The sequence below is a fragment of the Pseudoglutamicibacter cumminsii genome, assembly GCF_003143995.1.
GTDB classification, from domain to species: domain Bacteria; phylum Actinomycetota; class Actinomycetes; order Actinomycetales; family Micrococcaceae; genus Pseudoglutamicibacter; species Pseudoglutamicibacter cumminsii_B.
Map to the genome: position 1 here is coordinate 1 of NZ_QFWG01000017.1, position 14,658 is coordinate 14,658.

The 14,658-nt window shown below is 60.6% G+C and carries 11 protein-coding genes and 1 pseudogene; 6 read left to right on the forward strand and 6 right to left on the reverse strand.

Annotation, left to right across the window (positions count from 1 at the left end):
• Nucleotides 1-1,385: DUF7507 domain-containing protein (locus tag CAY35_RS09670; protein WP_181377556.1), on the forward strand; the 1,385-nt coding region annotated here is incomplete at its 5' end.
• A 141-nt stretch (nt 1,386-1,526) separates the two neighbouring features.
• Here CAY35_RS09670 and CAY35_RS09310 read toward each other — a convergent pair.
• Nucleotides 1,527-2,843 (reverse strand): DUF445 domain-containing protein, encoded by a 1,317-nt coding sequence (locus CAY35_RS09310; RefSeq protein ID WP_181377557.1) that lies wholly within the window; start codon nt 2,841-2,843, stop codon nt 1,527-1,529.
• Between the two features lie 89 nt (nt 2,844-2,932).
• On the opposite strand from CAY35_RS09310, the gene CAY35_RS09315 reads away from it, so the two are divergent.
• Complete coding sequence (locus CAY35_RS09315) at nt 2,933-3,724, forward strand: glycerophosphodiester phosphodiesterase (protein WP_109304330.1); 792 nt, start codon at nt 2,933-2,935, stop codon at nt 3,722-3,724.
• A 155-nt stretch (nt 3,725-3,879) separates the two neighbouring features.
• Nucleotides 3,880-4,938 (forward strand): D-2-hydroxyacid dehydrogenase, encoded by a 1,059-nt coding sequence (locus CAY35_RS09320; protein ID WP_109304331.1) that lies wholly within the window; start codon nt 3,880-3,882, stop codon nt 4,936-4,938.
• A gap of 92 nt (nt 4,939-5,030) precedes the next feature.
• Here the strand turns inward: CAY35_RS09320 and CAY35_RS09325 are convergent, their stop codons facing one another.
• The 5 genes and pseudogenes from CAY35_RS09325 to CAY35_RS09340 form a co-directional block, all read right to left on the reverse strand.
• Nucleotides 5,031-6,746 carry an ABC transporter ATP-binding protein gene (locus tag CAY35_RS09325; protein WP_109304332.1) on the reverse strand — a complete coding sequence of 572 codons (1,716 nt, stop codon included), beginning with the start codon at nt 6,744-6,746 and terminating at the stop codon, nt 5,031-5,033.
• Between the two features lie 206 nt (nt 6,747-6,952).
• Nucleotides 6,953-8,083: an acetate/propionate family kinase gene (locus CAY35_RS09330; RefSeq protein WP_109304338.1), complete on the reverse strand. Its 1,131-nt coding sequence runs from the start codon at nt 8,081-8,083 to the stop codon at nt 6,953-6,955.
• Between the two features lie 102 nt (nt 8,084-8,185).
• A complete protein-coding gene (gene pta / locus CAY35_RS09335; RefSeq protein WP_309136534.1) occupies nt 8,186-9,613 on the reverse strand; it encodes a phosphate acetyltransferase in 1,428 nt (475 codons plus the stop codon).
• A 166-nt stretch (nt 9,614-9,779) separates the two neighbouring features.
• Nucleotides 9,780-10,274 (reverse strand): annotated as a pseudogene (locus CAY35_RS09960) (AAA family ATPase); the annotation flags it as partial.
• 283 nt (nt 10,275-10,557) lie between these two features.
• The gene (locus CAY35_RS09340) at nt 10,558-11,691 is read right to left on the reverse strand and encodes a hypothetical protein (protein WP_109304333.1); all 1,134 of its coding nucleotides are present in this window, start codon (nt 11,689-11,691) and stop codon (nt 10,558-10,560) included.
• A gap of 198 nt (nt 11,692-11,889) precedes the next feature.
• On the opposite strand from CAY35_RS09340, the gene CAY35_RS09345 reads away from it, so the two are divergent.
• The 3 genes from CAY35_RS09345 to CAY35_RS09355 are packed head-to-tail and all read left to right on the forward strand — an operon-like array spanning nt 11,890 to nt 14,418.
• The gene (locus CAY35_RS09345) at nt 11,890-12,204 is read left to right on the forward strand and encodes a thiamine-binding protein (protein ID WP_109304334.1); all 315 of its coding nucleotides are present in this window, start codon (nt 11,890-11,892) and stop codon (nt 12,202-12,204) included.
• 44 nt (nt 12,205-12,248) lie between these two features.
• Nucleotides 12,249-13,517: a GNAT family N-acetyltransferase gene (locus tag CAY35_RS09350; protein WP_109304335.1), complete on the forward strand. Its 1,269-nt coding sequence runs from the start codon at nt 12,249-12,251 to the stop codon at nt 13,515-13,517.
• Nucleotides 13,518-13,554: 37 nt separating this feature from the next.
• Complete coding sequence (locus CAY35_RS09355; RefSeq protein WP_146191962.1) at nt 13,555-14,418, forward strand: spermidine synthase; 864 nt, start codon at nt 13,555-13,557, stop codon at nt 14,416-14,418.
• Nucleotides 14,419-14,658: the final 240 nt, after the last annotated feature.

Below are 14,658 nucleotides of genomic sequence, written 5' to 3' on the forward strand. Positions count from 1 at the left end.
AGCCGACCGAGGAACCGACGGAGGAACCGGAGCCGACCGAGGAACCTACGGATACTCCAACGGACGAGCCGACTGAGCAGCCGGAGCCAACCGAGGAACCAACCACGGATCCAACGGATGGCCCGACTGAGGGTCCGGAGCCGACGGATGAACCTACCGAGGATCCAACGGATGGCCCGACTGAGGGTCCGGAGCCGACGGATGAACCTACCGAGGAACCGACTGAGGAGCCTACGGACGAGCCGACTGCGGAACCAACCCCGGATCCGAAGAAGGTTGAGCTGTCACTGACGAAGCTCGTTGCTGGTCCGGGTTCGGACGAGCCGGTTTCTGCGATCACGCTCGGTGCTGGTGAGAACGCTACGTTCACGATCACTGGTAAGAACACTGGTGAGGTAGCCATTAAGAATGTTTACCTCGTCGACACGTGGGTTGAGGGCAAGGATCCGCTTGTTCTTGAGTGCACGGTCAAGGGCGACAAGGTGGATGTTGCGGACAAGTCCCTGCAGCTGCAGCCGGGTGAGTCGGTGACGTGTGTTGCCGAGTACACGGTGACTGCTGAGGATGTTGCCGCTCAGAAGGATCTGGTGAATAAGGCGACGATCTTTGGCGACGGCGTCAAGGGTGAGGCTGAGGCTCGTGCTGTGAAGCGTGTGACGCTGTTCAGCATGACTGCTGTCTCGCGTGCTCTTGAGGCTGCTCCTGAGGTGAGCGCGTCTGGTGAGGCCACCATCAAGATGGCTCCAGTGCCGTCTGAGGAACCGACTCCGGAGCCTACGGAGCCGGAGCCGACGCCGGAGCCGACTGAGCCGGAGCCGACGCCGGAGCCAACCCCGGAACCAACGGAGGAACCGACGGACGAGCCGACGGACGGTCCAACTGAGGGCCCTGAGCCAACGGATGAGCCTACGGACACTCCAACCGAGGAGCCGACTGAACAGCCGGAGCCAACCGAGGAACCGACCGAGGATCCTACGGACGTTCCTACCGAGCAACCAACGGATCAGCCGACCGGTGAGCCTACGGACACCCCAACCGAGGAACCGACCGAACAGCCGGACCCTACCGAGGAACCGACTGCGGACCCTACGGGCGAGCCAACCGAGGAGCCGACGGATCAGCCGACCGGTGAACCAACGGATAGTCCAACGGACGAGCCGACTGAGGATCCAACTGGTGAACCGAGCCAGGACCAGAATGTCCCAGCTCCGGGCATGCCAGGTGGCGACAACAGTGGCGACAATGCCGGTGACCAGACTGGCGGTCCAGGTTCGGGCTCGCTAGCCCAGACCGGTGCGCAGGTCGCTGGAGTGATCGGGATTGCAGCCGTACTCGTGGTCCTAGGCCTCGTGCTGACGATCATCATGCGTCGCCGCAACCAGTAAAGCGACCATGAATAAGACGGCAGTCGGACTGCATCACTAACGTCAGTCCGACACCACAGAAAGGGTGGGAACACGAAGATCGTGTTCCCACCCTTTCTGTATCTAGCGAGCCTCACATAGGGCCGCCGAAAATGGCACACATCAACCAACCACAGAACTCACCACGCTAGCCAACGCGAAAATAGTGACACCCGCCAAAGAACCAACAACCGTGCCATTAATCCGGATGAACTGAAGATCCTTACCCACCATCAACTCGATACGCTCCGTAGCCTGAGACGCATCCCAATCACGCACAGTATCCGTAATCAACTCAACAGCCTTACCCCTATACCGCACAGCAGCCCACCGTGCCGCCTGCGCAGCCCACGCATCGACCTTCTCAGCCAACGGGTCGCCGCCAACCAACCGCCGACCAAGATCAACCAAGCCATTCGTCAAAGACTCACGTAACGGCGCATCAACCGACACCGCCGCATCGGAAACAGACCGCTTCAACTGAACCCACACATCGGACGCGACCTGACGCAACCGAGGATCCGAAGCCAACGAAACCTTCAAACCCTCAAAACGAGCCTGAGTCACAGCATCCCGCTGCAAACCATCGGCAACCGACGCCAACCAACCGTCAACGCTCACACGCAACGGATGAGCCGCATCGGCACGCGCCGCAGCCAAAACACTCACCAACTCACGGTGCAAACGCTCACCAATCAACCGATCCACACGCGACGGCAACCAGCCCGGCGTCCTGTCAGAAACCAGCCGATGGACAACCTCCGGATGCTCCCGAAGCCAGTCCGCCGCCTGATCAATCAACGACTCAACCGCCGCAACATGCTGACGATCATCCACAACCCGGCCCAAAACGACGCCAACCGTGCTAGCCCACTCAGGCTCAATCACATGCTCACGGACCAAACCCTCCGCGACCCGCTGAAAATCCTCATCGGCGACAACCTCCATGAGGCCAGAAGCGATCGTCAAAAGCTCGCCCGAAAGCCGCTCCGCACGGTCACGATCAGCGATCCAACCGCCCAAGGGCTGCGCAACACGAAGATTCGCCAAACGCTTCTCAAGAACCTCATCATTGAGGAAATTGTCACGCACAAAAGCGCCCAAACTATCGCCAATCTGATCCTTCTTACGAGGAATCAAACCCGTATGCGGAATAGGCAAACCCATCGGCCTGCGGAACAACGCCGTCACCGCAAACCAATCCGCCAACGCACCAACCATGCCGCCCTCGGCGCCCGCCCGGACGTAGCCAGCCCACACGTAGCGGTCCTGCAACGCGAAACCCAACGCAAAAATAACGGCCAGAATTGCGAGTAGTGCCGTCGCGACGAACTTCATTTTGCGAAGAGCCTGGCGGCGCTGCTCATCGGTCGGTGCGGTTGAGCCGGCGGCGGGGGCCTCGGCGGGGGCCGGCGAGAGTTGAAAAGACGTGGACGGCATGGAAACCTCCCCAGAAGGAACGGACACCTCCATCTAAACACCCGCGCCGCATCGTTAACCGGCCACGGCACAGCCGTTAGGCTGAAAACGTGCCACGCATATTCGCCCACCGAGGATCATCCGGCCGCTACGCCGAAAACACGCGCGCCGCGTTCATGCAAGCAATCTGTGACGGGGCGGACGGCCTCGAATGCGACGTACGGCTCACGGCCGATGGGGAGGTCGTGGTGCATCACGACGAAAAACTGGGGCGGACCTCGAACGGTGTGGGCGCGGTTTCGGATTGGAGCTTGGCGGAGCTGCGGAAGCTGGACTTCAGCAGCTGGAAAACGTCGAGTTGGCCGGCTGAGTATGGCGGGGCAAGGGAGCAGCTGCTGACATTGAGCGAGCTGCTGGAGATCGCGGGGGCAGCAGGGCGGCCGATCGAGGTGGCGGTCGAAGTGAAACACACGCCCGCGCATAATCCCGAGCTCGACGATGCGGTGGTGGAGATCCTCACCACCCACCCCTCTTTAACCTTTAGCAACGTGAGTGCTTCTATTATGAGCTTCAGCCCGACCTCGGTAAGACGAATGACTGAAGTTTTCGGGGCAGCTAACGTGTGCATGCTCATCGAAAATAAGCGGCGGACAGAACTACAAAGATCGAGACAAAACGTAGCAATGCAGCTACTCGATGAGAATCCGCAGCTCATGGCGGGGCCGGGCGTATCGTTCGCCCGCGACCACGAAGAACACGTACGCCGATGGATACAACAAGGCACAAAACACCGATTGTGGACGGTAGATCGACTCGAAGATGCCCGGTATCTCCTTGATTTAGGGGTCAAGGAGCTCACCAGCAACTACCCGGCCGACCTCAGAGCAGCGCTGGGCCTTTGACGCCCGCCCCAACCTCAGAAGTTAACCTTCGGCATCAGAATTGTAGTTATTTACTCCGCCAACAGAATTTCAGCAATTTCGGTGCCGAAGGTTTTATTGCAGGGGAGAAGCTGCCACATAGGATGGCATGCAAACCCAACCCCAGAGGAGCTGACATGCAGAACGAATCACGCCCCCGCATCGTTATTGCAACCCCGCTGAACGAAGAGCTCACCAACCGCATCATCACTGAACTGCCCGAGTGTGACATCGTCAGCGCCCCCGAGCTGCAGCCACCAGCACGATACGCCGGCGACTGGCCAGGCGACCCAAACTTCAAACGCACCCCAGAAGAACAAGAACGCTACGAAGACATCCTCGCGACCGCCGACGCGCTCTTCGCAGTGCCAGACGAATCCGGGACGCTCCTCGGGAAAATCATCCAGCGAAACGACAACCTCCGCTGGGTTCACACCACAGCAGCCGGCGGCGGGGCGCAAATCAAACGCGCCAACATCAGTCCCGAACGCTTCGAATCATTCACTGCCACAACATCCGCGGGCGTCCACGGGCAAACCCTTACCGAATTCGCGCTATTCGGCGTGCTCGCTGGCGCGAAAGACCTGCCGCGCATCCAGAAAGACCAGCGGAACTCGCACTGGCCGGAGCCTCGATGGACGATGCGTGCGCTCGCCGACATGACGGTGCTGGTGCTGGGCCTCGGCGGGATCGGGTCGCGGACCGCGGCGGTGTTTTCTGCTGTTGGCGCTCGGGTCTGGGGTGCTTCGCGTTCCGGCCGGCCGGTTGAGGGACTCGAGCGGGTCATCCCGATGGATGAGCTGCACAGCGTGCTGGGTGAGGTGGATGCGCTTGTTGTGACGTTGCCTGGCACGGACGCGACACGTCACCTGGTCGATGCGGAGTTCCTGAACGCTTTGAAGGACGATGCGGTTGTGGTCAATGTGGGCCGCGGTTCGGTGATCGATGAGGTGGCGCTGGTTGACGCACTGGACCGGGGGAAGGTCAGTTTCGCTGCACTCGACGTCACGGATCGCGAACCTTTGGCATCAGAAAGTCCCCTATGGCAGCACGAGAAAGTGATGATTACCCCGCACAACGCTGCGCTGTCCGATAAGGAACCGGATAGGGTCGTGGCCCTGTTCATTGAGAACGCGAAAGCGTGGCTCGCAGGCGGAGAGATGAAGAACGTGGTCGACAAGGACCACTTCTACTGAGACTTTTTAGAACCTTCGGCATCGCTAGTGCTGAAATGCAGCCCCTGGCGGGGCGATTTCAGCACTAGCGATGCCGAAGATGGTTTAAGGGGCTAATCTGTGATGCTCAGTTCGTTTCCGGGAACCGACGCCAGCAGCTTCCGCGTATAAGGATGCCGCGGGTTCTTGAAGATCTCCTCCGACGTCGCCGCTTCCACAAGCTCACCGGACTTCATCACACACACATAGTCTGAGATGAGCCGCACCACCGCCAGATCGTGCGAAATAAAAAGATACGAAAGCCCCTTCTCGGCCTGCAAGCGCCCCAGCAACTTCAGGATCTGGTCCTGAACCAGCACATCCAACGCAGACACCGGCTCGTCACACACAAGCAAATCCGGCTCCAACGCCAAAGCACGCGCAATCGCTACACGCTGACGCTGCCCGCCAGACAACTCCGACGGATACCGCCCCAACAAATCCGCAGGCAACGCAACCTCATCCATCAACGATCGCACCTTGTCACGGCGCTCCGCAGGGGTCCCCACTTTATAGGCGTCCAGAGGCTCGCGAATGATACGCCCAATCGAATACATCGGATTCAGCGACGAATAAGGGTCCTGGAAAATCGGTTGCAGACGACGACGGACCCTCTTCCAGTCCGACCTCTTCAAACCTGACAAGTCCTCGCCGTCAAACTCGATCCGGCCGCTCGTCGGCTCAGTCAACCCCAACAACATTCGAGCCGTAGTCGTCTTACCTGAACCAGACTCACCCACAAGAGCAACCGCCGAACCGCGAGGAATCTCAAACGAAACATTCTTCGCCGCAAAGAAGTCCTCGCCACGCACCCCACGCTTCGGATAAGACTTGCTCAACCCCTCGACGCGGACCAGCGGATCCATCTCCGCCGGCGCCGCCTCAGCGGAACCAGCCACCGCATCGTAAGCCCCGCCTGCGCCCGTGAAAGCGCCCGGCATCAAACGAGCCGCCGCAACCGACGGCGCGGCCCGCACCAACTCCTGCGTATAAGGATGCTGCGGGCTCTCCAAAAGCTGACGGGCAGGCCCCGACTCCACCACGCGCCCTCGATGCATCACCACCACATCCTCGGCGCGCTCCGCAGCGAGCGCGAGGTCATGGGTAATCAACAAAACCGAAGTGCCCCGCTCAGCGGTCATCTCATCCAGCCGGTCAAGGATCACCCGCTGAACCGTCACATCGAGCGCGGAAGTCGGTTCATCGGCAATCAAAAGACGCGGCTGGCATGCAAGCCCGATAGCGATCAGCACACGCTGCCGCAACCCACCAGACAACTCATGAGGATACTGATGCGCCTTCTCCTCAGGATTAGGGATACCAGCATCCCGCATGACCTCAAGGACGCGCTTATCTACGGTGCTCTTAGTTGCCGACTTATTGACCAGCAACGTCTCCGCGATCTGCTGCCCGACGCGCGCCACCGGATTGAGATTCGACATCGGATCCTGCGGAACAAGGCCGATGTGGGAGCCACGCAGACGCTGAAACTCATGGTCGGAATAGGTGGCTAGGTCCTGGCCGTCAAACGTTATAGAACCGGCTGTTACCGCGCCGTTGTCGGGGAGGAGGCCGATGATCGCCATGGCGAGGGTGGACTTACCAGAACCAGATTCACCCACGATGGCGAGCGTTTTGCCGCGGTTTAGTTGCAGGCTGGCGCCTTGGACAGCGTTGACGACACCATGGCGGGTCTTGAAACTGATCGAAAGGTCGCGGACCTCAAGCAACGTGTCAGTTTCGGCGGCGTCAGGTGATTTACCGTCCTCGCGGGAAGTGGCGTGAGGCATACGTTCCATTTTGCCCTATGAGTATCGATTTCCCAGCGACGTTAATCTTCGGCACAAAAATTGTCGTTATTCCACAGTAAGCGAGCCCGCGGTTGCGCTGCCGAGTCAAGACAAGCGCAACCAAGCAGCGTTCCAGCTTGCAGCTTTATTTCAGCAATTTTGGTGCCGAAGGTTAAAACGACTGCCGTTTTGGAGCACTCTCGTTGCTAAAGGTTAGAGAGGAGGTGGGCGGTGGCTTTCGCGATCGCGACCTCTTCATCCGTCGGCACGACCATGACTGTGATTGCCGAACCCTCGGCGGAAATCACAGTCGGTTCCTTCGCGACGTTGTTGTTCGCTTCTTCGTCGAGTTCGACCCCCAACGGAGTGAGGCCCCGGCACACAATTTCACGGAAAGGCGCAGAGTTTTCGCCGATCCCGCCAGTGAATACGAGGCATTGCGCGCCGCCGATCGCTACGTGATACCCGCCGATGTACTTCTGCAACCGGTACGCAGCCACATCGAGCGCGAGCTGCGCTTCCGGGCTTGTTGCCGCCGCATCGACCACTTCTTTCATGTGCGAACGCCCCGCCAGGCCCAGCAACCCGGAACGTTTATTCAGCATGACATCCAGTTCGTCAGCCGTGTACAGGCCGCGCTCGATGAGCTGCGTAACCACCGACGGGTCGAGGTCGCCCGACCGCGTGCCCATCACCAGGCCAGCGAGCGGAGTGTACCCCATCGATGTGTCGTAGGACTTGCCTGCGCGGATCGCGGTGACGGATGCGCCGTTTCCGAGGTGGGCGACGATGCCGTTGAATTCAGCACTAGCGATGCCGAGGGTTGTGGCGGCGACGCCGGCGACGTATTCGTGGCTTGTGCCGTGGAACCCGTAGCGGCGAACGCCGTGCTCCTTATAGAGAACGTCTGGGATCGCGTAGCGCCACGCTTTTTCCGGCATGGTGCGGTGGAAAGCGGTATCGAACACGACGACCTGCGGCAGGTCCGGCCACTGTTCCGATACGGCGCGAAGGCCCGATGCGGCAGCCGGGTTATGCAGTGGCGCGAGCGGTGAGAGCGCGTCGATTTCCTCGATGACCTCGGGCGTGACGAGCGCGGGTTCGGAGAATTTTTCGCCGCCGTGCACGACGCGGTGCCCTACCGCGTCGACCCCGTGGTCGGACCCGAGTTCCCGGTCCATGTGTTCGGTGACGAGGCCCAGTGCTTCCCCGTGGTCGGCGACCCCGCCGAGTCCGATTTCTTCAATGTTCCCGGAGAGCGCTTCGTCCCCTGTTTCTGGGTCGATGATCACGTATTTGAGGGACGATGACCCCCAGTTCATCACTAGAACGCGCACCGCAGCACCTGAGCCTTCCACACTTTCCGTGGTGTGGCGCGTGTGTGAGGCGCCCACCACATCGTAGTCTAACTGGGTTTTAGAGCACTCCTGTTGCCGAAGTTAGTTTGTCTGGCGTGGGGTGAGGCTTTGCGCCTGGATCGCGGTGATGGCGACGGTGTTGACGATGTCGGCGACGGTGGTGCCGCGGGAGAGGTCGTTGACCGCTTTGTTGAGTCCCTGGAGCACGGGTCCGACCGCGACGGCGCCGGCGGATTGCTGCACTGCTTTGTAGGTGTTGTTGCCGGTGTTGAGGTCGGGGAAGATGAGGACGGTCGCTTGGCCCGCGACGCTGGAGCCGGGGAGTTTGGATGCGCCGATGGTGGCGTCGACGGCGGCGTCGTATTGGATGGGGCCTTCGACGGGGAAGTCGGGATGCTGGGCGTGCACGAGTTCGGTGGCTTCGCGGACGCGGTCCACGTCCTCGCCGGAGCCGGATGCGCCGGTCGAGTAGGAGAGCATCGCGACGCGCGGGTCGACGTCGAACTGGCGTGCGGTCGCGGCCGATGCGGTGGCGATGGACGCGAGTTGTTCCGCGGTCGGGTTGGGGTTGACGGCGCAGTCGCCGTAGACGAGGACTTTCTCCGGCAGGCACATGAGGAACACGGAGGAGACGATGTCCGCGCCCGGGCGGGTTTTGATGATCTGGAGGGCTGGGCGGATGGTGTCGGCGGTGGTGCCGACCGCGCCTGCAACCATGCCGTCTGCGCCGCCGGTGTGCACCAGCATCGTGGCCCAGAACGTTTTATCAGACATTTTGGCGCGCGCGTCTTGTTCGGTGATGCCTTTGTGTTTGCGTAGTTCGTAGAATTCGCGCGCGAACTCTTCGGTGCGAGGGTCGGTTTCGGGGTCGACGATGCTGATCCCGGTGAGGTCGATGCCCTTCTCGCGGGCGAGCGTTTCGACGTCCGAGCCGCCGAGGATGATGAGGTCGCAAATGTTGCGGCGCGTGATGATTTCAGCGGCGCGGAGGATGCGTTCGTCTTGCCCCTCCGGGAGAACGACGGTGCGGCGGTCCTGTTGCGCTTTGGTGACGAGCTGGTGGAGGAACCGGATGGGGGTGACGACGTCGGGCGCCGGTAGTTCGAGGCGTGCGAGGAGTTCGTGTTCGTCGACGGATTCTTCCCACGCGGAGATGACGGCCGCGTTTTTGCGCGGGATGTTGTCGGTGACGTCGCCGTGGATGTTGGCGATGGTTTGCGCGGTTTCGAAGGTGCCGTCGTCGGTCGCGTAGACGGGGAAGGGCGCTTCGGCGAGGACGGGTAAGACCGCGGAGTCGACGGGGCGCGGCCCGGTGACGAGGACCCCGGCGGTCGAGTAGAAGTCGAGGGTGCGGGACGCGGCGACGGCCGCGAGGAGGACGTCGCTGCGGTCTGATGGTGTGATGAGGAACGTGTCGTCGGCTGTGTAGCGTTCCAGGAGGTAGCCGACGTTCATGCCGGCGATGATGGTGTTGTTGATGGTGCGTTCGGGGTTGTTGGTGCCGGCGATGAGGCGGGCGTGGTTGCGGTGGCGATGTTGTCGATGGTGGGTGCGGTGACGTCGGGCAGTTCCGGGATGACGTAGCCTTGCGGTGGGAGCGGCCTGGGCGGACTTCGGCGCGGATGTCGTCGATGTGGGCTGGGTTGGCGCGGTCGACGATCATCGCGAGGAGGGCGACGTTGGCGTCGTAGAAGGCGTCGCGGGCGAGGTCGACGGCTTCGGCGACGTCGTGTGGGGTTTTGTTGGAGCCGTTGACGACGCCGATCATGTGGCAGCCAAGGTGGTTGGCGAGGCGTGCGTTGAGTTCGAATTCGCTGCCGTAGTCGTGGCCGGTGAGGTCGGTGCCTTCGATGACGATGACGTCGCTGTTGGCGGCGAGGGTCGAGTAGGTTTCGAGGGTGCGAGTGTAGATGTCTTCGGTGCGGCCGGCTGCGATGAGTTCGTGGGCTTCGTCGCGGGTGAGGCCGACGCCGGAGTTTTCGCTGGTGAGGCCGTAGTTGGCGCGGAAGTATTGGAGCGAGGTGTCGTTTTCGGGGGTGTCGGCTTCGGTGATGGGGCGGAAGAAGCCGACGCGGGTGGCGCGGCGGTGCAGGAGTTCGGTGACTCCGACGGCGACGATGGTTTTGGCTGCGCCGGGAGCGGTGGCGGAGATGTACAGGCCGCGGGTCATGAAGTCCTCGCTTGGGTTGTTGGGGGGTGTCCGTTCCCCATTTTCCCACCTATTTTCACCTTCGGCACTTTAATTGCTGTAAAAGTGGGGATTACGACATTAGCGATGCTGAAGGTTAAGAAATGGCCGTGAGTTGCCCCTGCGCAGCACACTGGGCGGGTGCGCTTTGACTGGTACTGAAATGCCGTTGGGTTGGCTGCCTGGTTATTTTCTATGGCTATAACAGCACTCTTGTTGCCGAAGGTTGTTTTTGAGCAGGGTGGGGCGAGTAGCTTGCTCTTCTTTAGGCGGCTAGTTCGTACTTGAGCGCTTTACGGATTGTGTGGATAACCGGGGATTGGCAGAGCCCCGGCGCGAGCCCCATAGACACTGGTTGCCATACCCGCAGCTTGATGCCGTAGTGCCCGATCCGCACACCGAGCGGCCGCTTCGGCCGTTCCCGGTTACCGAGTTGATTCCAGGCAGCTAGGCGGTCTTTCGTCAGCCATCCGAGTCGTTCTTGCCGGCACAGGTCGGTGTCTTTCACGATGATTTGTCGCCACCCCAGCCGGGCGGTGAGCGCGTTGCGGCGGGCGTCGGTGACTCGTTTGCGTTCGGTTTCGTGGATTGCGCCATCGTATTCGCATGCGACTTTCGCCTCTGGCCAGGTGAGGTCGGGGCGGACGATGCGGCGGCCGTCGTTGTCTTCGATCCACCTGTTGACCGCTGGTTCCGGGAGAGCGGCTTCGCGGCAGGCGAGCCGTAGCCGGGTTTCCTGCGGTGAGTCCGCCCCGATGCGTGTGAGCCGCAGCGCTTCCCGTGCGATTCTGATGCCGGGGGTGTGGGGGTGGGCCTCGATGAATGCCGCGATTCTTTCGGGTGTGGATAGTGGTTTTTCGCGGTTTTCGTACTTGGGGTTGGGGATGCGGATGATGTGGTCGAGGACGATCACCATGTTTTCGAGGTCGAGGATGTTGGCGAGGTCGAACCATGTGCGTTCGACGGTGGTGATGCGTATGTGGGTGGGGAATTCGGGGTCGGGGAGTGTTGTGACGGCGCCGGGTTTGAGGCGTCGTTTGTTCCATTCGAGGTGGTGGTCGGGGTGGTCGCGCCGCCATGTGCGGGACCAGAGGCTGATGCGTGGTGTTGGTGTGTTTGGGTCGTGGGTTGGGTTTTCGATCCAGTGGGGTAGCGGGAATTTGTAGTGTTGGGCGGCTTGGATGCCGGTGATGACGATGCGGGGTCGGCTGCGGCTGTATGCGCGGGCGATTGCGTCGGGGGTGGGTGTGGTGTCGCGGTGGCAGTAGATGCTTGGTGCTATTCGTTTGTATTGGTGGGAGCGCAGTTGGCCGGGTGTGAGGCCGGCCTGGAGTGCTTCTTTGCGTGTGAAGATGGTGTTATGGAGTGCTTCGGGTGGTGGAGTTAGTTTTCGGCCCATAGATGCATGATGCAGTGTGTTGTGGGTCTTATAAACAGGTTTTTTCACATCTGTGGATAAATTATCTTTGGCAACGTGAGTGCTCGAAAATCTGTGGATAACGAGTGGCCTGCGTGGGTTTTCAGCACTGGCGTTGCCGAAAGTTAAAAGCTGTCACTTTGATGGGCTTACTGGGGTAAACGTGGCACGCTGTTTCTTATGATTGCTGCTTTTTCCGTTGCGCCTTCTGGTGCTGGTTGTGATGCTGATGGCTCCGTCGCTGAGGCTGTTGCTGAGGCTGTGAAGGTGGTTCGCGAGTCGGGGCTGCCTAATCGCACGTCGAGTATGTTCACTGAGATCGAGGGCACCTGGGATGAGGTGTTTGATGTGATTAAGCGGGCCACCGAGGCGGTGGAGCGGTTTGGTTCGCGGGTTTCCTTGGTGATCAAGGCCGATATTCGCCCTGGGGTCGAAGGTGAGATAGACGGTAAGCTTGAGCGCTTGGAGTCCGCTATTGAAAGGTCGGACGCCTAGTTTTCGGTTTTAGTTGGTTCGCGTTGTGGCTTTGGGAGGTTTGAGTGACTGATTTTCCTGGTGAGGATTTTTCCTTCCAAGGGCTGTTGTCTTCGGTTGCCTATGAGCCGGATGCGTTGGCCGCTATTCGCCGGCAGATGGAGGCGGAGGGCGACTTGAGTGCGTCGCCTTCGTCGGGAAAGCTACTGGCTTTGTTGACGTCGTTGACGCGTTCCCGTCGCGTCTTGGATATCGGCGCGGGACTGGGGTATTCGTCTGGGTGGTTTTTACAGGCGTTGCCTTCGGACGGGCATTTGCATGCTTTGGAGATTGATCGCGAGCGGGCGGCTAGGGCGCGGGAGAATTTGCGTCTGTTGGACCCTGAGGGGGAGGGGTCTGGTCGGTGGAATGTTGAGGCGGGGCCCGCTGTTCGGGCGTTGCATCAGTTGACGTGGAATCGGTTGGCGCCGTTTGACGTGGTGTTGATCGATGCGGATCCGGAGTCTGCGGCTACGTATTTGAAGTGGGCTTTGCGGTTGACTACGCCGGGTTCGGTTGTGATTTTGCGTGGCTTGAACGTGTTGGCGGACGCGGACTTGGAGGCTGCGGAACAGGCGTGGGCTGAGGAGTCGAAGGCCTCCGAATCTCTGTATGCCGTAACCGGCATGAAGTCAGCTTCAATAGATGCCGCAACCGGCATGTATGGCGCCCTCAAGCTTCTCCGCGACGATCCTCGTTTCGCGACCACAGCTTTCGGCGCCGAGCATCAGTACACCTCAACGGGTACAGCGGTTGCGCTGATTACCGCGGCGAGCCCGCCGGCGTCCGCTGGAACTGATGTCCGCATCGAACCTATGACGCCGGAGACGGTCAGGGATGCGTTGCGAGTCAAAAACCAGGCCTGGCGCGACACGTACGACAAATATCTGGGCGAAGACGACCTGGATGACATGGATGCGCGGCTGGATAAGGACGTCGCGGCATGGTCTGCGATGTTGGAGCGCCCGGGGAATCAGTCGCGCTTTGCGGTTGCGCGCACGTCGGATGGCCAGGTCGTCGGTGTAGCTACGGCGGCGCCTGTGCTTGATGACCAGGACCGTTTTGAAACGCACGCGAAGTGGCAGCTTTTCACGTGTTATGTGGATAAGGCGTGGCATGGCAGCGGTATCGCGTCGCGGCTGGTCGATTTCGTGGTCGGCGAGGATTCCTGCATTTTGTGGGTTGTTGAGGATACGCCCGGGCGCGCGCTTTCTATACGAAGCTTGGTTTCGTTGCGGATGGCGCTGTTGAGGATTTGCCGGACGAGTGGTCTGGTGCCCGTGAGATCCGCATGATCCGCAACGTTCCAACGAAGAACCTCACTACGCATTCATGAGCAGGGGTTCGTCGCGCCGGAAGCGGGGGCGGGCGGCTCGTCGTTCGCAGGATCTGCAGGTCGAGTCTTTAGCGTCCGATGGTGGTGTTGATTCCGATGCGGGTGTTCCGCCGGTAGGTCCCGCGGATTTGCGGGAGGGCCAATGGCCGATTTCGACTGGCATGGTGGCGCTCGAGCGGGATCCGTATTCGGCTGATACGTGGACGGTGCTCGTCAATGGGGTGCCGTCCTCGAGCGTGAATTTGTCAGATCCGCGGCACCTCGATTTCGAATATATGCGGTGGATGGCATTAGTCCTGGGCATGTTTTTCGGCCGCGAGGACCGGGTGCGTGCGTTGCATCTGGGAGGCGGTGCGGCGGCTTTTCCCCGGTATGTGAATGCGGAGTTCCCTGAGTCCCGCCAGGTTGTTGTTGAGTTGGATGCGCGGCTTAATGAATTGGTGCGCGGCTGGTTTGCTTTGCCGCGGGCGCCGTTTTTGCGTCTTCGCTCTGGTGACGCTTTGGATGTTGTGCCTACGTTGATGGCGGGTAGCCGTGATGTTGTTGTGCGGGATGTTTTCGCGGGTGACACGACGCCGGATGGTTTCGTTGATTCTGGGTTTGTCGCTGAGGTTGCGAGGGTTTTGGCCCCGGATGGGCTGTATCTGTTGAATGTCGGCGATGGCCCGGAGCTGGACAATCTGCGCCGCGAACTCCCCACCCTTAAATCAACCTTCGGCAACATAATTGCTGTTTCGGATCCTGCTGTATTTAAGGGTCGAAGGCGAGGCAACATCGTGATGGCAGCGTCGAATCGGCCTTTGGGGATACTGCGAAGCTGGTTAAAGGCTTGTTGTCTGATCCGCTGCCAGCTCAGTTAATTGAGGGTGCGGAGCTCGATGCTCGCTTTGGGCTGGGCTGGCTCACGCACTAAAGACCGGGGCCAGTCGATGCGGTAAACATCGGCTGGCCCCGGTCCTTTGCGTGGTGGTGGTTAGCGTGTTTGGCGGGGTTTGAAGATGGTGAGGTCTTGTTTTTCGCAGGTGGGGTCGTTGGTGGGGTTGCCTGGCTGGCAGGGCCCGGAGACGTTGACTGCTTTGAGTGTCCAGGCGCGGATGTTC

Excerpts from the sequence above, each read along its gene's own strand:
- CAY35_RS09310 (WP_181377557.1), bottom strand. The coding sequence starts at position 2,843 with ATGCCGTCCACGTCTTTTCAACTCTCGCCGGCCCCCGCCGAGGCCCCC.
- CAY35_RS09320 (WP_109304331.1), top strand. The coding sequence starts at position 3,880 with ATGCAGAACGAATCACGCCCCCGCATCGTTATTGCAACCCCGCTGAAC.
- CAY35_RS09325 (WP_109304332.1), bottom strand. The coding sequence starts at position 6,746 with ATGCCTCACGCCACTTCCCGCGAGGACGGTAAATCACCTGACGCCGCC.
- CAY35_RS09340 (WP_109304333.1), bottom strand. The coding sequence starts at position 11,691 with ATGGGCCGAAAACTAACTCCACCACCCGAAGCACTCCATAACACCATC.
- CAY35_RS09345 (WP_109304334.1), top strand. The coding sequence starts at position 11,890 with ATGATTGCTGCTTTTTCCGTTGCGCCTTCTGGTGCTGGTTGTGATGCT.
- CAY35_RS09355 (WP_146191962.1), top strand. The coding sequence starts at position 13,555 with ATGAGCAGGGGTTCGTCGCGCCGGAAGCGGGGGCGGGCGGCTCGTCGT.